This is a genomic window from Calidithermus terrae (assembly GCF_003574345.1).
GTDB lineage: Bacteria > Deinococcota > Deinococci > Deinococcales > Thermaceae > Calidithermus > Calidithermus chliarophilus.
The window spans coordinates 1-23,211 of the sequence record NZ_QXDL01000042.1 but is presented as its reverse complement, the minus strand read 5'-3'; the positions used below and the strand labels follow the sequence as shown (position 1 = coordinate 23,211).

The 23,211-nt window shown below is 69.2% G+C and carries 23 protein-coding genes; 19 read left to right on the top strand and 4 right to left on the bottom strand.

Annotated features, from left to right (window positions below):
• Positions 1 to 100: 100 nt before the first annotated feature.
• Positions 101 to 1,231, bottom strand: coding sequence for a glycosyl hydrolase (locus Mterra_RS06865; protein WP_119314512.1), 1,131 nt, complete (start codon positions 1,229 to 1,231; stop codon positions 101 to 103).
• A gap of 499 nt (positions 1,232 to 1,730) precedes the next feature.
• Here Mterra_RS06865 and Mterra_RS06860 point away from each other — a divergent pair, with 499 nt between their 5' ends.
• From Mterra_RS06860 to Mterra_RS06790, 15 genes are all read left to right on the top strand, one after another.
• Entirely contained in the window at positions 1,731 to 2,096 is a 366-nt protein-coding gene (locus Mterra_RS06860) for an NADH-quinone oxidoreductase subunit A (protein ID WP_119314511.1), read from the top strand.
• Positions 2,097 to 2,107: 11 nt separating this feature from the next.
• Positions 2,108 to 2,647: a NuoB/complex I 20 kDa subunit family protein gene (locus Mterra_RS06855; protein WP_027893861.1), complete on the top strand. Its 540-nt coding sequence runs from the start codon at positions 2,108 to 2,110 to the stop codon at positions 2,645 to 2,647.
• A gap of 9 nt (positions 2,648 to 2,656) precedes the next feature.
• On the top strand, positions 2,657 to 3,283 hold the full coding sequence (locus Mterra_RS06850) for an NADH-quinone oxidoreductase subunit C (protein WP_119314510.1): 627 nt from the start codon (positions 2,657 to 2,659) through the stop codon (positions 3,281 to 3,283).
• A 95-nt stretch (positions 3,284 to 3,378) separates the two neighbouring features.
• Positions 3,379 to 4,542: an NADH dehydrogenase (quinone) subunit D gene (gene nuoD / locus Mterra_RS06845; protein ID WP_245971551.1), complete on the top strand. Its 1,164-nt coding sequence runs from the start codon at positions 3,379 to 3,381 to the stop codon at positions 4,540 to 4,542.
• An 82-nt stretch (positions 4,543 to 4,624) separates the two neighbouring features.
• Positions 4,625 to 5,176, top strand: a complete 552-nt coding sequence (locus Mterra_RS06840; protein WP_119314509.1) for an NADH-quinone oxidoreductase subunit NuoE family protein — start codon at positions 4,625 to 4,627, stop codon at positions 5,174 to 5,176.
• Positions 5,173 to 6,492, top strand: coding sequence for an NADH-quinone oxidoreductase subunit NuoF (nuoF, locus tag Mterra_RS06835; RefSeq protein WP_119314508.1), 1,320 nt, complete (start codon positions 5,173 to 5,175; stop codon positions 6,490 to 6,492). The genes Mterra_RS06840 and nuoF overlap by 4 nt, the downstream gene beginning before the upstream one ends.
• Positions 6,493 to 6,504: 12 nt before the next feature.
• Entirely contained in the window at positions 6,505 to 8,877 is a 2,373-nt protein-coding gene (locus Mterra_RS06830) for an NADH-quinone oxidoreductase subunit G (RefSeq protein WP_119314507.1), read from the top strand.
• Positions 8,870 to 9,937: an NADH-quinone oxidoreductase subunit NuoH gene (gene nuoH, locus Mterra_RS06825; protein ID WP_245971550.1), complete on the top strand. Its 1,068-nt coding sequence runs from the start codon at positions 8,870 to 8,872 to the stop codon at positions 9,935 to 9,937. The genes Mterra_RS06830 and nuoH overlap by 8 nt, the downstream gene beginning before the upstream one ends.
• Positions 9,934 to 10,533 carry an NADH-quinone oxidoreductase subunit NuoI gene (gene nuoI / locus Mterra_RS06820; protein WP_119314506.1) on the top strand — a complete coding sequence of 200 codons (600 nt, stop codon included), beginning with the start codon at positions 9,934 to 9,936 and terminating at the stop codon, positions 10,531 to 10,533. Before nuoH ends, nuoI begins: the two co-directional genes overlap by 4 nt.
• Positions 10,530 to 11,084, top strand: a complete 555-nt coding sequence (locus Mterra_RS06815) for an NADH-quinone oxidoreductase subunit J family protein (protein ID WP_119314505.1) — start codon at positions 10,530 to 10,532, stop codon at positions 11,082 to 11,084. Before nuoI ends, Mterra_RS06815 begins: the two co-directional genes overlap by 4 nt.
• A complete protein-coding gene (gene nuoK, locus Mterra_RS06810) occupies positions 11,081 to 11,371 on the top strand; it encodes an NADH-quinone oxidoreductase subunit NuoK (RefSeq protein WP_027893869.1) in 291 nt (96 codons plus the stop codon). Before Mterra_RS06815 ends, nuoK begins: the two co-directional genes overlap by 4 nt.
• A gap of 3 nt (positions 11,372 to 11,374) precedes the next feature.
• Positions 11,375 to 13,234, top strand: coding sequence for an NADH-quinone oxidoreductase subunit L (gene nuoL / locus Mterra_RS06805; protein ID WP_119314504.1), 1,860 nt, complete (start codon positions 11,375 to 11,377; stop codon positions 13,232 to 13,234).
• Entirely contained in the window at positions 13,234 to 14,661 is a 1,428-nt protein-coding gene (locus Mterra_RS06800; protein ID WP_119314503.1) for a complex I subunit 4 family protein, read from the top strand. Before nuoL ends, Mterra_RS06800 begins: the two co-directional genes overlap by 1 nt.
• On the top strand, positions 14,658 to 16,349 hold the full coding sequence (locus tag Mterra_RS06795) for an NADH-quinone oxidoreductase subunit N (protein ID WP_119314502.1): 1,692 nt from the start codon (positions 14,658 to 14,660) through the stop codon (positions 16,347 to 16,349). Before Mterra_RS06800 ends, Mterra_RS06795 begins: the two co-directional genes overlap by 4 nt.
• Before the next feature lie 94 nt (positions 16,350 to 16,443).
• Positions 16,444 to 17,043: an NAD(P)-dependent oxidoreductase gene (locus Mterra_RS06790; RefSeq protein ID WP_119314501.1), complete on the top strand. Its 600-nt coding sequence runs from the start codon at positions 16,444 to 16,446 to the stop codon at positions 17,041 to 17,043.
• Positions 17,044 to 17,335: 292 nt separating this feature from the next.
• Here Mterra_RS06790 and Mterra_RS06785 read toward each other — a convergent pair whose 3' ends face one another.
• On the bottom strand, positions 17,336 to 18,013 hold the full coding sequence (locus Mterra_RS06785) for a GntR family transcriptional regulator (RefSeq protein ID WP_170159576.1): 678 nt from the start codon (positions 18,011 to 18,013) through the stop codon (positions 17,336 to 17,338).
• A 266-nt stretch (positions 18,014 to 18,279) separates the two neighbouring features.
• Here Mterra_RS06785 and Mterra_RS06775 point away from each other — a divergent pair, with 266 nt between their 5' ends.
• The 4 genes from Mterra_RS06775 (at position 18,280) to Mterra_RS06760 (ending at position 22,293) form a co-directional block, all read left to right on the top strand.
• Positions 18,280 to 19,203 (top strand): DUF1338 domain-containing protein, encoded by a 924-nt coding sequence (locus Mterra_RS06775; RefSeq protein WP_119314499.1) that lies wholly within the window; start codon positions 18,280 to 18,282, stop codon positions 19,201 to 19,203.
• Between the two features lie 13 nt (positions 19,204 to 19,216).
• Positions 19,217 to 20,524 (top strand): acetyl ornithine aminotransferase family protein, encoded by a 1,308-nt coding sequence (locus Mterra_RS06770; protein WP_119314498.1) that lies wholly within the window; start codon positions 19,217 to 19,219, stop codon positions 20,522 to 20,524.
• Between the two features lie 245 nt (positions 20,525 to 20,769).
• Positions 20,770 to 21,786 (top strand): aldo/keto reductase, encoded by a 1,017-nt coding sequence (locus Mterra_RS06765; RefSeq protein ID WP_119314497.1) that lies wholly within the window; start codon positions 20,770 to 20,772, stop codon positions 21,784 to 21,786.
• Between the two features lie 81 nt (positions 21,787 to 21,867).
• Positions 21,868 to 22,293 carry a cytochrome P460 family protein gene (locus tag Mterra_RS06760; protein WP_119314496.1) on the top strand — a complete coding sequence of 142 codons (426 nt, stop codon included), beginning with the start codon at positions 21,868 to 21,870 and terminating at the stop codon, positions 22,291 to 22,293.
• Here the strand turns inward: Mterra_RS06760 and Mterra_RS06755 are convergent.
• On the bottom strand, positions 22,290 to 22,736 hold the full coding sequence (locus Mterra_RS06755) for a hypothetical protein (RefSeq protein WP_119314495.1): 447 nt from the start codon (positions 22,734 to 22,736) through the stop codon (positions 22,290 to 22,292). The two genes, Mterra_RS06760 and Mterra_RS06755, sit on opposite strands and share 4 nt — an antisense overlap.
• A 12-nt stretch (positions 22,737 to 22,748) precedes the next feature.
• The coding region (locus Mterra_RS06750; protein WP_147372578.1) for a zinc-binding dehydrogenase at positions 22,749 to 23,211 on the bottom strand (463 nt) is incomplete at its 5' end.

Below are 23,211 nucleotides of genomic sequence, written 5' to 3'. Positions count from 1 at the left end.
AGGGCGGCGATCAGGGCGGCGAGGGTGGGGGAGGGGGCCTCGAGCGTGACCTCGGCCTGGCCGCCGGTGTACTCGCGGAAGTGCGAGGAGAGCCAGACCTTCACTGATAGCTCCCCACCGGGCGGACCGAGAGCACGCGGGGCAGGTGGGCCGCGAGGCTGCTCCAGCGCTCCCCGCCGTCGAGGCTGCCCCAGACCTCGCCGGAGGTGGTGCCGAAGAAGAGGGCGGGCGGGTCGGAGGGGTGCACGCTGAAGGCTTGCCGGAAGACCGTCCACCAGGCCCGCTCCGGCATCCCCTCGCGGCAGGCTTCCCAGGTGCAGCCCGCGTCGCGGGTGCGGTAGACCGCCGGGCGGCCCTCGGGGCAGGTGCGGGGCCACACGCTCGTGCCGTCCATGGGGAAGACGTAGGCGGTGTCGGGGTCGGTGGGGTGGACGGCGACGCCGAAGCCGATGTCGCCGACCTCGGGCGGCAGGTTGCGGCCCACGCGGTGCCACAGGCCCTCGCGGCGGTCGAGGCGGTAGACGCCGCAGTGGTTCTGCTGGTAGAGGCGGTCGGGCTCGAGGGGGTGCATCACCACGCGGTGGGGGTCTTGGCCGAAGAGGTGGTAGGGGCCCTCGGCCGGGGGCGGCAGGAAGTCGGCCTCGAGGCCCTGGTTCAAGGGGGCCCAGCTATTCCCGCCGTCCTCGCTCTCGAAGACCCCGCCGGTGGAGAGGCCCACGTAGAGGTGATCGGGGTCGCGCGGGTCGATCAGGATGGAGTGGGTGATGGCCCCGCCGGGGGTCTCGCCCAGGAAGCCCGCGTAGCCCTCGAGCCCCTTGAGCCCGGCGAGGTAGTCGCTGAAGGGGGTCAGCTCTTCCCAGGTCTCGCCGCCGTCCTCCGAGCGGAACAGCCCGTGCGGGGCGGTCCCGGCCCACCACACGCCGGGCTGCCGGGGGTGGCCGGGGGTCAGCCAGAACACCGTGTCCACCGAGCGTCCGCTGCCGGGCTGGAAGGCAGGGGGCTTGCGGCTCTCCCGCCAGCTCTGGCCCAGGTCGTCCGACCACACCACGGTGGGCCCCAGGTGCCCGGTGCGGGTCGCCACCACCCAGCGGCCCCCGGGCCGCGGGTCGGCCACGGCGTCGTTGACGATCTCCCCGAAGCGCAGCGGCTGGCCCAGCGCCCAGCCGTCCTCGCCCTGCGAGAGCACGTACAGCCCTTTCTGCGTGGATACCAGGAGCCGAGTCCCACCCATGATTCCTCCTCGAGCAAGGGGCGTTGATAAAGGTTCGTTACTGTAATAACATAACGGAAGCATCTGAATAAGTCAAAAATAAAACGAGGCGGCGCCGGAGGGTGAGGGGGTTTAGCCTCCGCGCGCTTCCTCCCCGGCCCCGGCGGCTGGGGGCCGAAGGTAACCCCGTCCAGGTTATGGACCGCCCGAGGCGCTACACTGTTGACCTGAGCAGCACCCCACCCACCGGCTCCCGGCCTGCGCCGGACGAGCGGATTAAAGATCCGAGTACCCTCAGCCAGACCGTATAAAAATCCGGGCCAGCGGCAGGCCCCGGAGATATCAGGGGAGGAGCAGTCGGGGCAGGGCCCGTCCGCCCCCGCGCCTGTCCGGTTATTGCAAGCCCCCCGGCTTGTGAGAGGCATGTGAAGGTGTAAACTAGGCCAGATAAAAACGCGAAGTGCTCTCAGTTTGTAAACCAGTATGTGAACTGAGGCACGAGCGAGGAGGCAAGAAACGGATGACAGCGTCACCTGGCAGTGAATACCTGGCAGTTCTGGTGTACGTCGCCGTCGCCCTGGCGATCGGGATCCTGGCGGTGGTGGTGGGGGCCGCTCTGGGGCCGAAGAAGCCGGGCCGGGCCAAGCTGATGCCCTACGAGTCGGGCAACGACCCCGCGGGCGAGGTCAAGCGGTTCCCGGTGCACTTCTACGCCATCGCCATGCTCTTCATCATCTTCGACGTGGAAGTGGCCTTCTTGTGGCCCTACGCGGTGAGCGCCGGGTCGCTGGGGGTCGTGGGCTTCATCGGCCTGCTGATCTTTACCGTGCTGCTGTTCGTGGGCTTCGTCTACGAGTGGTGGAAGGGCGTCATGAAGTGGCACTAGGGAGACTTTGAATGCCGACGATCGCCGATTTGTTCACCAAGGACGTGCAGGAGCTTGAGAACGAGGGCATCCTGTTCACCACGCTGGAGAAGCTGGTGGCCTGGGGGCGCTCCAACAGCCTGTGGCCCGCGACCTTCGGGCTCGCCTGCTGCGCCATCGAGATGATGGCCTCCACCGACGCGCGCAACGACCTCAGCCGCTTCGGCTCGGAGGTCTTCCGCGCCTCGCCCCGCCAGGCCGACGTGATGATCGTGGCCGGGCGCCTCTCCAAGAAGATGGCCCCGGTGATGCGCCGGGTCTACGACCAGATGCCCGACCCCAAGTGGGTCATCGCCATGGGGGCCTGCGCCTCCTCCGGCGGCATGTTCAACAACTACGCCATCGTGCAGAACGTTGACAGCGTGGTGCCGGTGGACGTGTACGTGCCCGGCTGCCCGCCCCGCCCCGAAGCCCTCATCTACGCGGTGATGCAGCTGCAGAAGAAGGTGCAGGGCAAGGCCCGCGACGACTTAGGGCGCAAGCTGCCCTCGGTCGAGGCCTGGAAGCGCTGAGGAGGAGCGATGCAGCGACTGCAGCAAGTGCTCGAGCAGGCCAAGAACCACGGCTGGCCGGTGGAGCAGGCCTACGGCAACACCTGGGTCACCCTGCCCCGCAGCCTCTTCAAGGCCCAGATGGAGACCTGGAAGACCCAGGGCTTCAACTACCTCGCCGACATCGTCGGCCTCGACTACCTCAAGTACCCCCAGAAGAAGCCGGAGCGCTTCTGCGTGGTCTACGAGCTCGTGTCCATGCCCGGCTACAAGAGCGGCGACGGCAGCCGCTTCTTCGTGCGGGTCTTCGTGCCCGAAAGCAACCCGGTCGTGCCCACCCTCACCGACCTCTGGCTGGGCGCCGACTTCCTCGAGCGCGAGGTCTACGACATGTTCGGCATCAAGTTCGAGGGCCACCCGGATCTGCGCAAGATCCTCACCCCCGAAGACCTCGAGGGCTTCCCCCTGCGCAAGGACTTCCCCATCGGCGAGACGCCCACCCTCTTCAAGGAGGGCCGCTTCATCGACCCCGACTCCTTCCGCGCCGGGCTCACCGGGCACGAAAGCGGCATGACCGGCTGGCGCGGCGGCAGCCGCAAGGGCTACCAGGACGTCTTCGAGGAGATCCAGAAGGTGGCGAAGGAAGGGGGCAACTGATGCTCAAAGAACCCATCCGGCCCGACGACGAGCTGCACTCCAAGACCAGCTTCGGCGCCGACATCGACGACGCCCCGGAGCTGAAGTCGGAGATCATGACCCTCAACGTGGGGCCGCAGCACCCCTCCACCCACGGCGTGCTGCGCGTGGTCGTTGACCTCTCGGGCGAGCAGATCCTGCGCCTGACCCCCCACATCGGCTACCTCCACACCGGCTTCGAGAAGACGATGGAGAACCGGACCTATACGCAGGACATCACCTACACCCCGCGTATGGACTACCTCCACTCCTTCGCCCACGACCTGGCCTACGCCCTGTGCGTGGAGCGGCTGGTGGGGGCCGAGGTGCCCATCCGCGCCCAGACCATCCGGGTGATGCTCAACGAGCTCTCGCGCGTCGCCTCGCACCTGGTCTTCCTGGGCACGGGCCTCCTCGACTTCGGCGCGCTCACCCCCTTCTTCTACGCCTTCCGCGAGCGCGAGGCGGTGCTCGACCTCTTCGAGTGGGTCTCCGGCCAGCGCTTCCACCACAACTACGTCCGCATCGGCGGGCTCAAGGAGGACCTGCCCCCCGAGTTCCTCGGCGAGATGAAGAGGTTCCTCGCCGTCATGCCCGACCGCATCGACGAGTACGAGAAGCTCTTCCGCGAGAGCCCCATCTTCTACGAGCGCGCCAAGGGCGTGGCGGTGATCCCGGCCGAGGACGCCATCAACCTCTCGCTCACCGGCGGCAGCCTGCGGGCGAGCGGCGTGAACTACGACGTGCGCAAGGCCTACCCCTACTCCGGCTACGAGACCTACTCCTTCGACGTGCCCGTGCTGCACGGCGGCGACGTCTACGACCGCATGGTCATCCGCATCCTCGAGATGCGCGAGTCGGTGAAGATCATCCGCCAGGCGGTCGAGCGGCTGGAGGACATCGGCCCCGGCCCCGTCCGCGACCCCAACCCCCAGGTCTCGCTGCCCCCGCGCGCGCTGCTGGAGACCTCGATGGAGGCGGTGATCTACCACTTCAAGCTCGTCACCGAGGGCTTCCACCCGGCCTTGGGCGAGGTCTACGTGCCCACCGAGAGCGCCCGCGGCGAGCTGGGCTACTACATCGTCTCCGACGGCGGCTCGATGCCCTACCGCGTCAAGGTGCGCGCCCCCAGCTTCGTCAACCTGCAGTCGCTGTCCTACGCCTGCAAGGGCGTGCAGATGGCCGACATGGTGGTGGTGATCGCCTCTTTGGACCCGGTGATGGGGGACGTGGATCGATGAATCGATGAGTCTTACGTCTTACGTCCTGCGCCAGGTGCCGAACGCGTAGGACGTAGGACGTAAGACGTAAGACGGAGGAAGAATGGGATTCTTCGACGACAAACAGGAATGGCTGGCCGAGGTCTTCAGCCAGTACCCCGAGCGCCGCGCGGCGCTGATGCCCCTGCTGCGCCGGGTGCAGCAGGACGAGGGCTGGATCAGCCCCGAGCGCCAGGAAGAGATCGGGCAGCTCGTGGGCGCCACCGCCACCGAGGTGGCCGGGGTGATGAGCTTTTACAGCTACTACCAGGCCCTGCCCACCGGCAAGTACCACATCCAGGTCTGCGCCACGCTCTCCTGCGCCATCGGCGGGGCCGACGAGCTGTGGGACGAGCTGGTCAACGAGCTTCAGATCCTGCGCGGCGACGTCTCGGACGACGGGCTGTTCAGCATCCAGAAGGTGGAGTGCCTGGGCTCGTGCCACACCGCGCCGGTGATCCAGGTCAACGACGAGCCCTACGTGGAGTGCGTGACCAAGGCCCGCCTGCGGGCCCTGCTCGAGGGGCTGCGCCAGGGCAAGCGCCTGGAGGACATCCAGCTCCCCGGCAAGGCGGGGCACGTCGTGCACAACCGCGGCGATGAGGTGGGCGCATGAGCAACGGACCCATTACCTCGGGCAAGGACCCCCGCTTCGAGGTCACGCTCTACAAGCACGTGGGCCAGGACAAGTCCTGGACGCTGGACTACTACCTCGCCCACGGCGGCTACCGGGCCATCCAGAAGGCCCTGGTCATGGGCCAGGACGCGGTGATCGAGGAGGTCAAGCGGTCGGGCCTACGCGGGCGCGGGGGGGCGGGCTTCCCCACCGGCCTGAAGTGGAGCTTCATGCCCAAGAACACCGGCAAGCAGCACTACATCGTCTGCAACGCCGACGAGAGCGAGCCGGGGAGCTTTAAAGACCGCTACCTCCTCGAGGACGACCCCCACCAGCTCATCGAGGGCATGATGATCGCGGGGCTCGCCATCCAGGCCACCAAGGGCTACATCTACATCCGCGGCGAGTACCGCCGGGCCTACGACCGCGTGGCGGCGGCCATCAAGGAGGCCCGCGAGCGCGGCTACCTGGGCTCCAACCTCTTCGGCACCGCCTTCGAGTTCGACCTCTACGTGCACCGGGGGGCCGGGGCCTACATCTGCGGCGAGGAGACCGCGCTGATGAACAGCCTCGAGGGCCTGCGCGCCAACCCGCGCATGAAGCCGCCCTTCCCGGCCCAGGCCGGGCTGTGGGGCAAGCCCACGACCATCAACAACGTCGAGTCGCTGTGCAGCGCGGTGCACATCATCGAGCGCGGCGCCGACTGGTTCGCCAGCATGGGCACCGAGAAGTCGCGCGGCCACAAGCTCTTCCAGGTGTCGGGGCCCTTCAAGCGCCCCGGCGTGTACGAGCTGCCGCTGGGCACCACCTTCCGCGAGCTGCTCTACGACTGGGCCGGGGGCCCCACCGAGCCCATCCAGGCCATCATCCCCGGCGGCTCCTCCTGCCCGCCGCTGCCCTGGAGCGACGAGATCCTCGACACCCCCATGGACTACGAGTCCATCGCGGCCAAGGGCTCGCTGCTGGGCACGGGCGGGGTCATCGGCATCCCCGCCAGCATGAGCATGGTGGACGCCATGTGGAACGTGACCCGCTTCTACGGCCACGAGTCCTGCGGCAAGTGCACCCCCTGCCGCGAGGGCGTCTCGGGCTGGATGGTGCGCCTGTTCGAGAAGATGGGCACCGGCCACGGCGAGAAGGGCGACGTGGAGCTGCTCGAGGACCTCTTGAACCAGATCGAGGGCCGCTCCTTCTGCGCCCTGGCCGACGCGGCCTGCTGGCCGGTGCGCGGCAGCTTAAAGCACTTCCGCGACCAGTTCGTGGACGTGGTGGAGAACAAGAAGGCGCTCGAGCGCGCGGGAAGCCGCTGGGCTTGATTGAGGTGACGGATGGCTAAAGTGACCGTAAACGATCGCGTGGTCGAGGTGCCCAACGGCACCTCCGCCATGGACGCGATATTCCACGCGGGCTACGACGTGCCGCTGTTCTGCGCCGAGCGGCACCTCTCGCCCGTGGGGGCCTGCCGGATGTGCCTGGTGCGCACCGGCGCCCCGCGCAAGGGGCCCGACGGCAACTGGATCCTCGACGAGAACGGCCAGCCCAAGATCTTCTGGATGCCCAAGCTGGCCGCCTCCTGCATCACCGCCGTGACCGACGGCATGGTGATCGACACCCTCTCCGACGAGGTCAAGCACGCCCAGTCGGGGATGGTCGAGCTCACCCTCTTCAACCACCCCCTCGACTGCCCCACCTGCGACAAGGGCGGGGCCTGCGAGCTGCAGGACCGCTCCTACGAGTACGGGCTGGTCGAGAAGTTCTACCACCCCCAGCCGCTGGAGCTGCCCATGTACACCCGCTACGAGATGACGCGGCGGCACGTGGACAAGCACCACTCGCTCTCGGAGTTCATCGTCCTCGACCGCGAGCGCTGCATCCACTGCAAGCGCTGCATCCGCTACTTCGAGGAGGTGCCGGGCGACGAGGTCCTCGACTTCATCGAGCGCGGGGTCCACACCTTCATCAACACCGAGGACGACGGGCTGCCCTCCAACTTCAGCGGCAACATCACCGACATCTGCCCGGTGGGCGCCCTGCTCGACCAGACCGCCCGCTTCCGCGCGCGCAACTGGGAGTACGACTCCACCCAGACCACCTCGATGGACGACGCCACCGGCTCCGGGATCATCGTCGATACCCGCAGCGGGGCCCTCGAGCGCATCCGCGCCGCCGAGCGCCGCGAGGTCAACGAGACCTGGATCTCCGACGCCGCCCGCTTCGGCCACGAGTGGGTCAACGAGGGCCGCGTGCGGCGCCCGCTGGTGCGCCGTGAGGGCAAGCTGGTGGAGGCCAGTTGGGAGGAAGCCCTCGCCGCCATCAAGGCCGGGCTGGGGGGGGTCGGCAAGGGCGAGATCGGCGTCTACCTCGGCGGCAACGCCACGCTCGAGGAGGGCCTGGCCGCCGTGGAGCTCGCCGAGGCGCTGGGCACCCCCCACCGCGACTTCGAAGGCCGCACCAACAGCCCCGCCACCGCCTTCCCTGCCGCCACCTTCGACGAGCTGCTCGACTCGAGCTTCGTGCTGGTGCTGGGCGACCCCAGCGAGGAGGCCCCCGTCCTGCACCTGCGCCTCTCCGAGCTGACCCGCGGCCTCAAGCCGGCCGCGCCGCTCAACCACGGCACCCCCTTCGCCAACCTCAACATCAAGGAGCGCATGGAGCGCGACCGCAACAAGCTCGCGCTCTTCAGCCCCTACCCGGTGCGCATCGCCAAGTGGGCGGGGGCCTCCGGGGTCCACGCCCCGGGCGCCGAGGCCGCGCTGCTGGCCGCGCTGCTGGGCCAGAGCGAGGCCCTCCCCGAGGGCGTCGGCGCCGAGGCCGTGGCCTGGACCAAGGGGAGGCTCGAGGCCGGCGGGGTCACCCTGGTGCTGGGCGCCGCCGTGCTCAACGACCCCCTGGCCGCCGCCAAGGCCCGCGCCCTGGCCGAGAAGCACGGCGCCAAGGTCATGTGCATGACCCCCGCCGCCAACGCCCGCGGCCTGGAGTCCCTGGGCCTCTACCCCGGCAAGGGCGGCGTGTCCTGGACCGAGAGCGGCCTCAAGGCCGCCTACTGGGGCTACCTCCCCAGCGAGCAGCAGCTCAAGGCCGCCGGCTTCCGGGTGCTGCACCTGACCCACCTCAGCCCGCTGGCCGAGCGCTACGCCGACGTGGTGCTGCCCAACCAGACCGCCTACGAGAAGCGCGGCCAGACCGTCAACCTCGAGGGCCGGGTGCTGCCGTTGGAGCCGGCCGGGATCAACAACGGCGAGGCCGACGGCGCGGTGGCCGCCCTGGCCCTGCTGGCCGAGGCCGCCGGGCTCAAGCCCCCGGTGCGGCTGGTGCGCCAGGCCGCCAAGACCCTGCACGACCAGTACAAGCTGCCCGGCCTGGGCGGCCTCTGGAGCGGCAAGGCGGCGAGCTTCGGCACCCCGGCCACGGCGGGCCCGCTCTACCTGCGCCCGAGCATGTGGCGGCGCGAGCAGCTCGTGGGCGCGGTGGCTAAGGTGGTGCAGGTGCGGCTGGAGGCCAGCCCCGAGACCGCGCGCGAGCACGGCCTGATCGACGGGGCGGCGGTGGAGGTCGAGACCCCCAGGGGCCTCGAGCGGGCCACGGTCAAGGTTGTGGAGGGCCTGCCCGCGGGGGTAATGTATCTGCCTGCGTTGGGAGCCTGGTCAGGCCGTAGCGTGCCGGCCCGGGTCCTGGTCCCGATGGAGGGCGCCTATGACTGATCCGCTGTGGATGGTCGGCATCAAGGCCTTTCTGGTGGTCTTCGGCCTGCTGACCGCTTTCGCCTACATGACCCTGATCGAGCGCCGCCTGCTGGCGCGCTTCCAGGTGCGCTGGGGCCCCAACCGCGTGGGCCCGATGGGCCTGCTGCAGCCTTTGGCCGACGCGATCAAGTCCATCCTCAAGGAGGACATCGTGCCCGCCAAGGCCGACAAGGTGGTCTTCGTGCTGGCGCCCATCATCGCCATCACCTTCGCGCTGGTGGGCTTCGGCCTGATCCCCTTCGGGCCCGAGGGCGCCTTCTTCGGCTTCGACCCCTGGGTCATCGACCTCGACGTGGGCATCCTCTACCTCTTCGCGGTGAGCGAGATGGCGGTCTACGGCATCTTCCTCGCCGGGTGGGCCTCGAACTCCAAGTACTCGCTGCTGGGCTCGCTGCGCTCCTCGGCCGCGCTCATCTCCTACGAGCTGGCGCTGGGCATGAGCCTCTTGGCCCCGGTGATGCTGGTGGGCTCCTTGAACCTCCAGGACATCGTGGAGTGGCAGGACAAGCACGTCTGGCTGATCCTGCCGATGTTCCCGGCCTTCGTGCTCTTCACCATCGCCTCGATGGCCGAGGCCGCGCGCACCCCCTTCGACCTGCCCGAGGCCGAGCAGGAGCTGGTGGGCGGCTACAACACCGAGTACGCCTCGATCAAGTGGGCGCTGTTCCAGATGGCCGAGTACGTGCACCTCATCACCGCCTCGGCGCTGATCCCCACCATCTACCTCGGCGGCTGGAAGATGCCGGGCTTCATCCCCGACATCCCCTACGTGTGGATGTTCCTCAAGATCGCGCTGTTCTTGTTCTTCTTCATCTGGATCCGGGCCACCTGGTTCCGCCTGCGCTACGACCAGCTCATGCGCTTCGGCTGGGGGCGGCTGTTCCCGGTGGCGCTGGTGTGGTTCTTGGTGGTGGCCTTCTACGTCGCGGTCAACGGCTCCAGCGCCCAGGCCGCCCCGCAGGGCGCGGTGGAGCCTCCGGCTTCCCAGGCGCTGTTCACCCCCGGAGGTAAAGCATGAGTGTGACTGCGTTGGCCCAGAGCCTGGGGATCACCCTCAAGGCGCTGTTCTCCAAGCCGGTGACGGTTTCCTACCCCGACGCCCCGGTGGCCCTCAAGCCGCGCTGGCACGGGCGGCACGTGCTTACTCGCCACCCCAATGGCCTCGAGAAGTGCATCGGCTGTAGCCTGTGCGCGGCGATCTGCCCGGCCTACGCCATCTACGTCGAGGCCGCCGAGAACGACCCCGAGAACCCGGTGAGCGCGGGCGAGCGCTACGCCAAGGTCTACGAGATCAACATGCTGCGCTGCATCTTCTGCGGGCTGTGCGAGGAGGCCTGCCCGACGGGCGCGGTGGTGCTGGGCTACGACTTCGAGATGGCCGACTACCGCTACTCCGACCTCGTCTACGGCAAGGAGGACATGCTCGTGGAGGTGCAGGGCACCAAGCCCCAGCGCCGCGAGGCCGCCTACACCGGCAAGGAGGTCAAGCGCGGCTACGCGGTGCCCTACGTGCGGCCGGAGCTCGAGGGCTTCCAGGCCCCCGTCTTCAAGGACCCCGAGCGCGCCTCCATCGCGCGGCAGCTCGGGGTGGGCAAGCCCGGAGGCAAGAAATGAGCTTCGCCGAACTGCTCGCCGCGGCCTTGCTGCTCCTGAGCGCCCTGGTGGTGGTGCGGGCCTCCAACGCGGTGCACGCCGCGCTGGCGCTCATCGCCAACTTCCTGGTGATCGCCGGGGTGTACGTGGGGCTCGAGGCCCGCTTCGTGGCGATGACCCAGATCATCGTCTACGCCGGGGCCATCGTGGTGCTGTTCCTCTTCGTGATCATGCTGCTGTCGGCCGCCCAGGCCCACGTGGGCCGTGACATCCTGCCGGGGCTACAGGTCCCCGCCGTCGTGGGCGCGCTGGGGTTGGCCGGGGTGCTGACCTACGCCGTGACCCGCTTCACGGCCCCCCCCAACCCCGGCCCCCTGGGCGGCGGCCTGCCGCAGGCGCTGGGGCCGCTGCTGTATAGCCCCGAGAAGTGGCTCTACGCCCTGCTGGTGGTGGGCTTCTTGCTGCTGGTGGCCACCATCGCGGCGGTGGTGCTGGTCGAGCCCGAGCGCATCGTGCCCGAGAAGGTCACCAAGAGCGCTTCGGAAGAGCTGAAGGAGATGGTCGAACGATGAGCTGGCTGGTGGTTTCCGCGCTCCTCTTCGCCATCGGCGCTTACGGGGTGCTCTCGAGGCGCACCGCGATTTTGGTCTTCCTCTCCATCGAGCTCATGCTCAACGCCGCCAACCTGGCCCTCATCGCCTTCGCCAAGCAGTGGGGCAGCCTCGACGCGCAGGTGGTGACGCTCTTCGTCATCGCCATCGCCGCGGCCGAGGTGGCGGTGGGGCTGGGGCTGATCGTGGCGATCTTCCGCCGCCGGGAGACCACCGGCATCGACGAGCTGAGGGGGCTTAAGGGCTAACGTATGCAAGAGACCGTATTGCTACCGCTGATCATCCTGCTGCCCCTGCTGGGCTTCGCCGTGCTGGGCCTGTGGGGCAAGCGCATGCACGAGCCCACGCCGGGCGTCGTCGCCAGCGCCTTGGTGCTGGGCAGCTTCGTGCTGGGCGTGGTGCTGCTGGCGCAGGGAGGGGCGCGGTGGGGGCTGGAGGACTGGCTCCCCGGCATCCCCCTCTTCTTCGCCCTCGACAACCTCTCCGGCCTGATGGTGATGATCGTGGCCGGGATCGGCTTCCTGATTCACGTCTACGCCATCGGCTACATGCACGGCGACGCCGGCTTCAGCCGCTTCTTCAGCTACTTCAACCTCTTCATCGCGGCGATGCTGGTGCTGGTGCTGGGCGACAGCCTCCCCGTGGTGTTCATCGGCTGGGAGGGCGTGGGGCTGGCGAGCTACCTGCTCATCGGCTTCTGGTACGCCGACCGCGTCAACGGCGACTCGGCCCGCAAGGCCTTCATCGTCAACCGCATCGGCGACCTGGGCTTCCTGCTGGGCATGGGCGTGCTGTGGGCCAACTTCGGTACCCTCTCCATCTCCGAGCTGCGCGAGGCCATTGCCCCCGAGGGCGAGCTGGCCGTGGGCCTCAACAACGCCGCGCTCGCCCTGGCGGCCTTCCTGCTGTTCGTGGGGGCCATCGGCAAGAGCGCGCAGGTGCCCCTGATGGTCTGGCTCCCCGACGCGATGGCGGGCCCCACCCCGGTCTCGGCGCTGATCCACGCCGCGACCATGGTCACGGCCGGGGTCTACCTGCTGTGCCGCAACAGCTTCCTCTACTTCGACCTGCCCGACGTGTCCTTCTGGATCGTGCTGATCGGGACGATCACCGCGGTCTACGGGGCGCTGTGCGCCTTCGGCCAGACCGACATCAAGCGCATCGTGGCCTACTCGACGCTCTCGCAGCTCGGCTTCATGTTCGTAGCGGCCGGGGTGGGGGCGTACTGGGTGGCGATGTTCCACGTGATGACCCACGCCTTCTTCAAGGCCCTGCTGTTCATGTCCTCGGGCTCGGTGATCCACGCTTTGGGCGGGGAGCAGGACGTGCGCAAGATGGGCGGGATGTGGAACTACCTGCCCCAGACCCGCATCCACGGCCTGGTGGGCGCGCTGGCGCTGGGTGGCCTGCCGCTGTTGTCGGGCTTCTGGTCGAAGGACGCGATCCTGGCCTACTCCTACGAGTACTCGCCGGCGGTGTGGTTCGTGATGCTGCTGGTGGCCGCCCTCACCGCGCTGTACTCGATGCGCTGGTTCGTGCTGGTGTTCCTGGGCAAGTACCGCGGCCACGAACACCCGCACGAGAGCCCCTCGGTGATGACCTGGCCCAACCACGTCCTCACCCTGGGCTCGCTCTTCGCCGGCTTCGTGGGCCTGCCCTACGTGATCCAGTACAAGAACTTCCTCGAGCCCTGGCTCAACAAGGTCATCGTCCACCACGAGCACGAGAAGCTGCCGGTGATGGAGGAGTGGACCCTGATCCTCGTCTCGGCGGCGGTGGCGGTGGGCGCTTTGTACTACGGCTACCGCTTCTTCCAGGCCGAGGCGGCGGGCCGGCTGCCGGCGTGGTTCGCCCGCTTCCAGGAGGCTTCGTTGCGCAGCTTCTACGCCGACGACGTCTACAACGCCCTCATCGTCAAGCCGCTCAAGAGCGTGGCCAAGATCCTCTTCGACGCCGATAACGGCGTGCTCACCGGCTTCCAGTGGCTCGGCAGCGTCACCGGGACGCTGGGCGGGCTCTTGGCGCGGCTCGAGACCGGCTACTTGCGCTTCTACGCGGCCGGCCTTCTGGTGGCCGCCGTGCTCCTGATCCTCGTGGGGGTGATCCGCTGATGGACGCGCTCGTACACGCCGGGCTGTTCCTCCCCCTGCTGGCGGGGATCGCCCTGCTGATCTGGCCCAGCCTGGGCCGCACCTTCGCCGTGGCCGCCGCCGGCGTGACCTTTTTGCTCGCGGCCTGGCTCTTCGCGGGGCTCCAGGGCGAGGGCGCGGGCTACGCCTCGCAGACCCTCCTGCTCGAGCCCATCCAGATGTACTACGCCCTCAGCCTCGACGGCGTGGGCCTGATGCTGTGGCTGGCCGTGAGCCTCACCACCCTGCTGGCGCTGTACGTCGCGCAGGTGCCCACCCGCATGCTGGGCTGGGCGCTGCTGATGGAGACCGGGTTGCTGGGCATCTTCGCCGCCGCCGACCTCGTCCTCTTCTACGTCTTCTTCGAGGCCACCCTGATCCCCGCGCTGCTGATGCTGGGGCTCTACGGCGGGCGCGAGCGCCTCAAGGCGGCCTACACCTTCGCCCTCTTCACCCTGGTGGGCTCGCTGCCCATGCTGGCGGCGGTCTTCGCGGTGCGCTACCTGGGCGGCGCGCCCAGCTTCCTCCACGCCGACCTGGCGGCCAACCCGGTGAGCGGGGCCGCGGCCACCTGGGTCTTTTTGGGCTTCCTGGTGGCCTTCGCGGTCAAGACCCCGCTCTTCCCGCTGCACGCCTGGCTGCCCTCCTTCCACGCCGAGAACCACCCCTCGGGCCTGGCCGACGCCATGGGCACCTTGTACAAGGTGGGCCTCTTCGCCTTCTTCAAGTGGGCCATCCCGCTGGCCCCCGAGGGCTTCGCGCAGTTCCAGGGCCTGCTGCTGCTCCTGGCGGCCTTCGGCGCGATCTACGCGGCCTGGCTGGCCTTCGCCGCCCGCGACTGGAAGCGCCTGCTGGCCTACGGCGGCGTGAGCCACATGGGCCTGGGCGCGCTGGGCCTGTTCAGCGGCCACGCCGAGGGGGTGACCGGGGCGCTGTTCTTGCTGGCGGCCTCGATGGTCTACACCGGCGGGCTGTTCCTGGTGGTGGGCCGCATCGCCGAGCGCACCGAGACGCTCGAGATCGGCCCGGTGCGGGGCATCGCCAAGAGCGCCCCCGCGCTGAGCGTGCTGACGATGTTTCTGGTCATGGCGATGATCGGCCTGCCCGGCCTCTCGGGCTTCCCCGGCGAGTTCATGGCGCTGCTGGGCGCCTGGAAGGCCAGCCCCTGGCTCACCTTCGTCGCCTTCACCGCGGTGATCGCGGCGGCGGCCTACGCCCTCACCGCCTACCAGGCCCTCTTCCAGGAGAGCCCCAACCGCACCGTCCCCGACCTCACCCCGCGCGAGTGGGTCTTCGGGGTGGCGGTGGTGGCCTCGACCCTGCTGGTGGGGCTGTACCCCAAGATGTTTACCGAGCTGATCCACCCGGTTTCCGAGGCGCTGGCGAAGCTGCTGGGAGGTGGGGCGTGATCACCCTCTACCTCCTGGGCGCGGCCAGCGTCGTGCTCACCCTGCTGGGCTTCTTCGTGCCCCCCCGCGTCACCCGCTGGGTGGCGGTGGGCAGCGTCGGGGCGACGCTGGCCTACCTCTTCCTCACCTGGGGCCAGGAGCAGACCGCCTTCGGCGGGCTCTACGTCGTGGACTCGGTGTCGCAGGGCTTCACGATGGTGGCCCTGCTGGGCGTGCTGTGGGCGCTGATCATCGGGCGCACCGAGAAGTGGGAGTTCCCGCTGCTGCTGGTCTACGCGGCCACCGGGATGCACTTCATGGCCTCCTCGCCCAACCTGCCCGTGCTGCTGGTGGCGCTCGAGGTCTTCTCGCTGCCCCTGTACGTCCTCGCCACCTGGCGGCGCGACGAGCGCGGCTTCGAGGCGGGCCTGAAGTACTTCCTGCTGGGCGCGCTCTCGGCGGCCATCTTCCTCTACGGCATCGCGCTGCACTTCGGCGCCACCGGCTCCTTCAACGCCGGGGCCGAGGGCTCGGGGCCGCTGTACGTCACCGCGCTGCTGCTGATCTTGGGCGCGCTGGCCTTCAAGGTCAGCCTGGTGCCCTTCCACTGGTGGACCCCCGACGTCTACCAGGGCAGCCCCACCACCGTCTCGCTGATGATGGCTACGGCGGTCAAGGCCGCGGGCTTCGCCGCGCTGGTGCGGGTGCTGGACGTGCAGGACCAGGGCCTGTGGGGCCTGGGGCTCGGCGCCCTCATCGCCCTCACCGTGGTCTTCGGCAACCTGGGCGCGCTGGCCCAGCGCGAGAGCAAGCGCCTGCTGGCCTACTCCTCCATCGCCCACGCCGGGTACGTGGGTCTGGGCCTCTTCAGCGGCACCGGCGCCCCCGCCATCGGCTTCTACCTGCTGGTCTACGCGCTCTCGACGGGCCTGGCCTTCGCGGTGCTGGCCGCCGTCTCCCAAGGCGACGTGCCCTACGAGCGCCTGCGCGGGCTGCTCTACCGCAAGCCGGTGCTGGGCGTGGCGATGGGCATCGGCCTGCTCTCGCTGGCCGGGCTGCCGCCCTTCGCGGGCTTCTGGGGCAAGCTGCTGGTCTTCCTCGAGGCCGCCCGGGCCCAGCAGTGGGGCCTGCTGGTGCTGGCGCTGCTCACCTCGGCCGTGGCCGCCTACTACTACCTGCGCCTGTTCAACCTGCTCATCGACCGGCGCCAGGAGGCCCGCGAGGAGGGGGGAGCCCCCGTTGCTGCCGGGCTGGCCGGGACCCCGGTGCTCTCGGGCTCGAGCGCGGGCGGCCTGAGCCTGGCCACCGGCCGCTCCTCCACGGCCCCCCTGGTCATCGCCGCCGCGCTGGTGGTGCTGCTGGGCATCCTGCCCGGCTGGGGCTACCGGCTCTTCAGCCCGGTCCCCTTCGCCGCGCTCTCCCAAGCGGCCGCCCAGCCCGCGGCCCTTCCCGCCACCTTCGCCATCACCTCGCCCTCCGACGGGGCCGAGCTGCGGGCCGACGAGTTCAGCCTGCAGGGCACGGGCAACGCGGGGGAGACCCTCGAGGTCTACGACAACGGCGCCAAGATCGCCGACGTCACCGTGGGCGCCAACGGCGGCTGGTCGCTCACCCTGCCCAGCCTGCCCGCCCCGGGCGAGCACACCTACCAGGTGCGCCGCCCGGGCGAGAGCGAGGGCCCGTCGGTACGGGTCAAGATCCTCGAATAGGACTGTACGCCGGAACAACGTCCGGGGCGCACCGAAGTGCGTCCCGGCGGCTTTTTGGTATGCTGGCCTCCGGTCCGAAATTCCGGAGGTCGCCGTGAAGGTCGTCATCTTTGGAGCCACAGGGGGCACGGGGCGGCACCTGGTGGAGCAGGCGTACGCGCTGGGGCACGAGGTCACGGCCTTCACGCGCAACCCGGCGCGCCTGGAGCCCTTCGAGGAGCTCGAGGTCGTGCGCGGCGACGTGCTCGACCCTGCCGCCGTCGGCAGGGCGGTCCGGGGCCAGGACGCGGTGATCGTCGCGCTGGGGGGCAGGGCTTCCGGCGACTGCCGGGTGCGCAGCGAGGGCACGGCCAACGTGGTGCGGGCCATGCTCGAGCACGGCGTGCGCCGCCTCATCGCCGTGAGCTCCTTCGGCGTGGGCGACAGCCGCAAAGGGCTCATAGGCTACGCGGCCTGGCTGTTGCTGCGCGAGGCCCTGCTCGACCACGAGCGCCAGGAGGAGATCATCCGTAACAGCGGCCTGGACTGGACCATCGTCCGGCCCACCGGCCTCACCAACGAGCCCCGCACCGGCCGCTACAAGGTCGGCACCCCCGGCCGCGGCCGCATCCCCCGCGCCGACGTGGCCGACTTCATCCTGCGCGAGCTGAAGGAGAACGCCTACGTGCACCAGGCGCCGGTGCTGGGGTCGTGAAGGGGAAGGAAGCGGTCAGCCGCCAGCCATCAGCTCGTGGAAAACCCCTCCCCGTCCGCGGGGAGGGTTTATCCCCCCCATCCCCCCTTGCTAAGGGGGGAACCAGGCGTCTTGCGTCTTGCGTTTGGCGTTTGGCGTACGACGTACGACGTACGACGTAGGCCGCACGACCGGCGTCTGGCGTTTTGCGTTTTGCGTTTGGCGTCTTGCGTCTTGCGTACGACGTACGACGTACGACGCACGACCCGCGCCCGGCTACCGGCCATCAGCGCCCGACGCCTCGCCCGCCCGCCTACTTCACCGCCCTACCCTCGAGCTCCCCGATCAGCAGGTTCGCCGAGCGCTCGAGGTGCTGTTCCAAGAGCCTCACCGCGCGCTCTACGTCGCGGTCGTGGCAGGCTTGCCACAAGGCGCGGTGGTCGCGCTCGAAGACCGCGCGGTGCTTGAGGGTGAGGCCGTGCATGTGCCAGTAGCGGTCAACGATGTTGAGCAGGTTGTCGATCATGCGGGCCAGGCGCGGGCGGTCTTCGAGGGCGTAGAGCGCCTCGTGGAACCCGACCTCCAGCCGCCCCCACTCCCCGCCGTCTTCGGCGGCCTCGGTGGCCTCGAGCAATTGCCGCGCCTGCTGCAACTGCGCGGGCCCCAGCCTGGGCACGGCGCGGCGCAGGGCGCCGACCTCGAGCATCATGCGGATCTCGTAGATCTCGCGGATCTGCTCGGTGTCGAGGTCGGCGACGAAGGCCCCGCGGTTGGGGTAGTAGTGCACCAGCCCCTCGACCTCGAGCTGCCGCAGCGCCTCGCGCACGGGGATGCGGCTGACGCCCATCTGCTGGGCGATCTCCTCACCCCGCAGAGGCTGCCCCGCCCGCAGGATGCCCTTGGCGATGGCCTCGCGCAGCACCGCCGCCACCGTCTCGGGGGTGGTCTGGCTGCGCTGTCCCAGGGCCTTGGCGATCTGTCCGAGGTCCATACGCTGGCTCAATCCTATCGCCATTTTCAGCTTCCTGTCTGCGGTTTCCCCCGGTCCAATAATGTCGATAGCCGATAGCCAAGGGCTAAAGCGTCTTGCGTTTAGCGTTTAGCGTTTGGCGTTTAGCGTTTGGCGTTTGGCGTTTGGCGTCTTGCGTCTTGCGTACGACGTACGACGTAAGACGTAAGACATAGGACGTACAACCCCTACGCCCGGCTTCCCGAACTTGACACCGCACGCCCCCGATATTGTATACAATTATACACATGAGCCAATTGTCCCAGCCTGCCAAGCTCCAGACCCTCCAAGCCGTGCTCGACGGCCTGATGCGCCGCTACCAGCAGCGCGTGCCCGACGTGCCCGCCATCCTGCGGGCCATGACCCAGGAGGGCCTCATCTCCCGCCCCGAGGACGTGGAGAACGACCACATCGCCTTCCGCACCATGGGCGTGCCCCAGCTCGGCATCGCCTCGCTCGAGAAGATCTTCCTGCACTACGGCTACACCCGCCGCGACCGCTACAACTTCGAGGCCAAGAAGCTCAATGCCCACTGGTACAGCCCGCCCAGCCCCGCCTTCCCCCGCATCTTCATCAGTGAGCTGCGCGTCGATGACCTCTCCCCCACCGCCCAGGCCATCATCACCTCCTACACCGACGAGGTGAAGAGCGACCCCGTGGACTCCCTCGACCTCGACGACTGGCGGCAGGTGGACGAGTTCTTGCACAAGGCGCTGTGGCGGCTGCCCACCTGGGCCGACTACCAGCGCTTGCAGGAGGAGAGCGAGTACGCGGCGTGGGTCATCTACAACCGCTACTACCTCAACCACTACACCGTCAGCGTGCACAACCTGCCCGAGGGCTACGACACCATCCCCGCCTTCAACGCCTTCCTCGAGCGCCACGGCTTCAAGCTCAACACCTCCGGCGGCAAGGCCAAGGTCAGCCCCGACGGCCTGCTGATCCAGAGCTCGACCGTGGCCGAGATGATCGAGGCCGAGTTCGCGGGGGGCGAGAAGCACAAGATCTCGGGCTCCTACGTGGAGTTCGCCGAGCGCAGGCCGCTGCCCGAGTTCGCCCACCTGCCCAAGCCCGAGCTGCGCCGCGAGCACCGGCGCGAGGGCTTCGAGGCCGGCAACGCCGACAAGATCTTCGAGAGCACCTACTCCCACCAGACCGCGCTGCGGCAGTGATCAGGAGCGCCCCATGAAACCCTCCGTCAAACTCCCCTTCCCCGGCCCCAACGCCCGGGCCCTCTTCGAACGCGACAAGGCCGTGCTCTCCACCTCCAACGCCCGCGGCTACCCCGTGATGGCCGAGCGCGGCGAGGGCTCTTGGGTGTGGGACGTGGACGGCAACTGCTTCCTCGACCTGATGGCCGGGATCGCCGTCAACACCACCGGCTACGCCCACCCCAAGGTGGTGCAGGCCGTGACCGAGCAGGCCGCCCGCTTGCAGCACCTGTGCTTCGCCGTGATCCCCTCCGAGCCCCAGATCGCCCTGGCCGAGCGCCTGAGCGGCAAGCTGGGCGGGGGCTACCGGGTCTTCTTCGGCAACTCCGGCACCGAGGGCATCGAGGCCGCGATGAAGCTCGCCCGCTACCACACCCGCCGCCCCTTCTTCCTGGCCTTCAGCGGCAGCTTCCACGGGCGCAGCATGGGGGCGCTCTCGCTCACCGCCTCCAACAGCAAGTACCGCAAGGGCTTCGGCAACCTGGTGCCCGGCGTGAGCCACCTGCCCTACCCCAACCCCTACCGCCAGCCCGACGCCCTCGAGCGGCTGCGCGAGAGCCTCGACGACCTCTTCCAGCACACCGTCCCCGCCGAGGACGTGGCCGCCATCTTCGTCGAGCCCGTCCAGGGCGAGGGCGGCTACGTCGTGCCCCCGCAGGGCTTCCTCAAGCTGCTGCGCGAGGTCTGCGACGAGCACGGCATCCTGCTGGTGCTCGACGAGGTGCAGACCGGCGCGGGCCGCACCGGGCGCTTCCTGGCCGCCGAGCACGAGGGCGTGAAGCCCGACGTCGTGGTGATGGCTAAGGGCCTGGCCTCGGGCTACCCGCTCTCGGCGGTGATCTTCCGCGAGGAGGTCTCGAGCTGGCCCAGCGGCGCCCACGGCACCACCTTCGGCGGCAACCCGGTGAGCGTGGCCGCCGCCCACGCCACCTTGGACCTGCTCGACGCGGGCCTCACCGAGAACGCCGCCCGGGTGGGCGAGTACCTTATGGGCCGTCTGCGCGCCCTGCAGCCCCGCTTCCCCCGCCTGGGCGACGTGCGCGGCAAGGGCCTGATGATCGGCCTCGAGTTCGTCGCCGACCCCCAGACCAAGACCCCCGACCCCGCCCTGCGCGACAAGGTGGTCCAGCGCTGCTACGAGAAGGGCCTGCTGGTCCTGGGCGCCGGCCCCAGCGCCATGCGCCTGGCCCCGCCCCTGATCCTGACCCAGGAAGAGGCCGACACCGCCGTCGAGCTCTTCACCCAGGTATTGGAGGACGTGCTCGAGCCGGCGAAGGCTTGAGGGATGGTCGATGGCCGGTAGCTGAACGCCGGGCGCGGGTGGTGCGTCGTACGTCCTACGCCGTACGCAAAACGCCAAACGTGCTTTCCTTCCCCCCTTGGCAAGGGGGGCTGGGGGGATAAACCCTCACACGCCACAGGCCACGAGCTACGAGCTGACGGCTGATAGCTGGCGGCGGGCGGCTCCCCGCCCTTTGTAACCCAACCATCCTGCCCCCCTCCCTCCCTGGCGGTACAATCCCGCCCATGAGCTACCGCAGACTCGGCAAGAGCGGCCTTTTCGTGCACCCCATCGCCCTGGGCACCATGCAATTCGGCTGGAGCGCCGACGAGGAGACCTCCTACGCCGTGATGGACGCCTTCGTGGAGGCGGGGGGCAACCTCATCGACACCGCCGACATCTACTCCAACTGGGTCCCCAACAACCCCGGCGGGGTCTCGGAGGAGATCATCGGGCGCTGGATGAAGAGCCGGGGCAACCGCGAGCGGGTGGTGATCGCCACCAAGGTGCGTGGGCCGATGGGCCAGAACGGCTCGGAGGGGCGCAACCACCCCCTGCAGCGCGAGGGGCTCTCGCGCAAGTGGATTCTGCGGGCCGTCGAGGACTCGCTGCGCCGCCTGCAGACCGATTACATCGACCTCTATCAGGTGCACACGATTGACAACCAGGTGCCCATCGAGGAAACCCTCTCCACCCTCACCGACCTGGTGCGGCGGGGCTGGGTGCGCTACGTCGGCTGCTCGAACTTCTCGGCCTGGCGCTTGATGCAGGCGCTGTGGGCCTCGGACAAGCACGGCCTCGAGTCCTTCGTCTCGGTCCAGCCGGAATACTCGCTGGTGCAGCCCACCCGCGCCAACTTCGAGCGCGAGATCGCGCGGGTGTGCGAGGCCTACGGCCTGGGCGTGATCCCCTACAGCCCGCTGGCGGGCGGCTTCCTCACCGGCAAGTACCGGCGGGGCGAGGGCCTGCCCGAGAGCGTGCGGGCGCAGGGCGTCGCCAACAGCCGCATGAACGAGCAGAACTGGGCCATCCTGGACAAGGTGCTCGAGGTCGCCGCAAGCCGGAACGCCCACCCCGCCCAGGTGGCGCTGGCCTGGCTGCTCGCCAAGCCCTACGTCACCGCCCCCATCGTAGGGGCCAACAGCGTGGCGCAACTGCGCGACCTGATGCCCGCCGCCAGCCTCCAGCTCAGCCGCGAGGAGGTGGCCGCGCTCAACGAGGTCTCGAGCTGGCCGCTCTCCCGCACCGAAAGGGAAGTTTGAGCGATTGGGGCTGAAGGCCGGGCCCGGCTCGAGCTATCCCGTCGGCCTCGTAGCTGCGTACGGGCGGGCAGGAGGCTCGAGATGAGACGAGGCTTATCGAGCGGAGCGCTGCTGCTGGCCTTGGCCCTGGCGGCCGGTCTGAACGGGGTTCCGGCCAAGTACGCCGAATACGCCAGGTGGGAGGTCGTAGCCGATAAGGGCCTGCCCGCTGGCGGCCCCCACGCCGGGCAGCCGAAGGTGGTCTACGCCAACCCGGTCGCGGCCAGGGAGTGGAAGGGCGGTAAGGCGCTGCCGCTGGGCAGCATCGTGGTCAAGACCACCGGCCCCGCCGGCGCCCCCGCCCTCGTCGCCGTGATGGAGAAGCGCGCCGAGGGCTGGTACTACGAGGAATACCTGCCCGAAGGCGGGAAATACGTGCTGAAGTTCGGTGGGCCCGGCAAGCAGCAGCTTTGCGTGGGCTGCCACACGGGCGCCAAGGCCAAGGACTACCTGTTCACGCGGCCTTAACAGTCCACCGCGATCTGCGCGGGGTCGAGCTCGAGCTCCACCACGTCCGCGTACCCCAGCCCTTCCAGGCGCGGGGCCAGCACCTCGAGCACGTCCGGGGGCTGGAAGTGCTCGGGCTTGGTCTCGGGGTGGGGGTAGTAGACCAGCCCGGCGTAGCTCTGCCCCCTCCAGACCACGCGGCAGTCGAAGAAGGAGAAGTCCTCGGGGGGCTCGGTCGCGGCCCACTTAACGCCGCGGAAGGTGTGCTTGGGGCGCAGGACGCGGTAGCGGCAGGGCGCGAGGGAGAGGTTGAGGGTGCCGGGGTAGAAGGGGCTCAGGTCCAGGCCGCGCTCGAGGAAAAAAGGCTTCTGCAGGGCGATGGTCCCGCCCGGGAAGCGCGGGTCGCCCGAACGCCCCGAGGCCACGCCGTGCCCCGGCAGTACGGTCGCTCGCACTCGAGTCATGCCGCCCCCAGGCTACAGGTAGAGCAGGACTTTCCCCACGCTCCGGCGGCTCTCCACCAGGGCGTGGGCCTCGCCGGCCTTTTCCAGGGGGAAGCGCGCGCCGATCTCGAGCCGCACCTCCCCGCGCCGCAGGTGCCCCAGCACGGCCTCCACGCTCGGCCGCAGCAGTTCGGGCCTCGAGCGCCGGTAGTGCCCGCTGCTGTAGCCGATGACCGCCTTGGTCTGCCGGTGCAGAAGGCGCGTCTCGAAGCTCCCGGCCTGCCCGCCGGCGTGCCCGTAGACCACCAGCCGCCCGAAGGGGGCTAAGCAGCGCATCCCCTCCTCGAACACCGGCCCCGCAACCGAGTCGAGGATCAGGTCGGCCCCGGTGCCGCCGGTGAGCCCCAGCACCTCCGGCGCGAAGCCCTCGTAGCCCACCCGCACCGCGTCGGCCCCCAGCCGCCGCACCACCTCGGCCTTGGCCTCGCTCCCCACC

What these genes read in the sequence shown, in the direction of transcription:
- Mterra_RS06865 (WP_119314512.1), bottom strand. Translation starts at nt 1,231, where the DNA reads ATGGGTGGGACTCGGCTCCTGGTATCCACGCAGAAAGGGCTGTACGTG.
- Mterra_RS06860 (WP_119314511.1), top strand. Translation starts at nt 1,731, where the DNA reads ATGACAGCGTCACCTGGCAGTGAATACCTGGCAGTTCTGGTGTACGTC.
- Mterra_RS06855 (WP_027893861.1), top strand. Translation starts at nt 2,108, where the DNA reads ATGCCGACGATCGCCGATTTGTTCACCAAGGACGTGCAGGAGCTTGAG.
- Mterra_RS06850 (WP_119314510.1), top strand. Translation starts at nt 2,657, where the DNA reads ATGCAGCGACTGCAGCAAGTGCTCGAGCAGGCCAAGAACCACGGCTGG.
- nuoD (WP_245971551.1), top strand. Translation starts at nt 3,379, where the DNA reads ATGACCCTCAACGTGGGGCCGCAGCACCCCTCCACCCACGGCGTGCTG.
- Mterra_RS06840 (WP_119314509.1), top strand. Translation starts at nt 4,625, where the DNA reads ATGGGATTCTTCGACGACAAACAGGAATGGCTGGCCGAGGTCTTCAGC.
- nuoF (WP_119314508.1), top strand. Translation starts at nt 5,173, where the DNA reads ATGAGCAACGGACCCATTACCTCGGGCAAGGACCCCCGCTTCGAGGTC.
- Mterra_RS06830 (WP_119314507.1), top strand. Translation starts at nt 6,505, where the DNA reads ATGGCTAAAGTGACCGTAAACGATCGCGTGGTCGAGGTGCCCAACGGC.
- nuoH (WP_245971550.1), top strand. Translation starts at nt 8,870, where the DNA reads ATGACTGATCCGCTGTGGATGGTCGGCATCAAGGCCTTTCTGGTGGTC.
- nuoI (WP_119314506.1), top strand. Translation starts at nt 9,934, where the DNA reads ATGAGTGTGACTGCGTTGGCCCAGAGCCTGGGGATCACCCTCAAGGCG.
- Mterra_RS06815 (WP_119314505.1), top strand. Translation starts at nt 10,530, where the DNA reads ATGAGCTTCGCCGAACTGCTCGCCGCGGCCTTGCTGCTCCTGAGCGCC.
- nuoK (WP_027893869.1), top strand. Translation starts at nt 11,081, where the DNA reads ATGAGCTGGCTGGTGGTTTCCGCGCTCCTCTTCGCCATCGGCGCTTAC.
- nuoL (WP_119314504.1), top strand. Translation starts at nt 11,375, where the DNA reads ATGCAAGAGACCGTATTGCTACCGCTGATCATCCTGCTGCCCCTGCTG.
- Mterra_RS06800 (WP_119314503.1), top strand. Translation starts at nt 13,234, where the DNA reads ATGGACGCGCTCGTACACGCCGGGCTGTTCCTCCCCCTGCTGGCGGGG.
- Mterra_RS06785 (WP_170159576.1), bottom strand. Translation starts at nt 18,013, where the DNA reads ATGGACCTCGGACAGATCGCCAAGGCCCTGGGACAGCGCAGCCAGACC.
- Mterra_RS06775 (WP_119314499.1), top strand. Translation starts at nt 18,280, where the DNA reads ATGAGCCAATTGTCCCAGCCTGCCAAGCTCCAGACCCTCCAAGCCGTG.
- Mterra_RS06770 (WP_119314498.1), top strand. Translation starts at nt 19,217, where the DNA reads ATGAAACCCTCCGTCAAACTCCCCTTCCCCGGCCCCAACGCCCGGGCC.
- Mterra_RS06765 (WP_119314497.1), top strand. Translation starts at nt 20,770, where the DNA reads ATGAGCTACCGCAGACTCGGCAAGAGCGGCCTTTTCGTGCACCCCATC.
- Mterra_RS06760 (WP_119314496.1), top strand. Translation starts at nt 21,868, where the DNA reads ATGAGACGAGGCTTATCGAGCGGAGCGCTGCTGCTGGCCTTGGCCCTG.
- Mterra_RS06755 (WP_119314495.1), bottom strand. Translation starts at nt 22,736, where the DNA reads ATGACTCGAGTGCGAGCGACCGTACTGCCGGGGCACGGCGTGGCCTCG.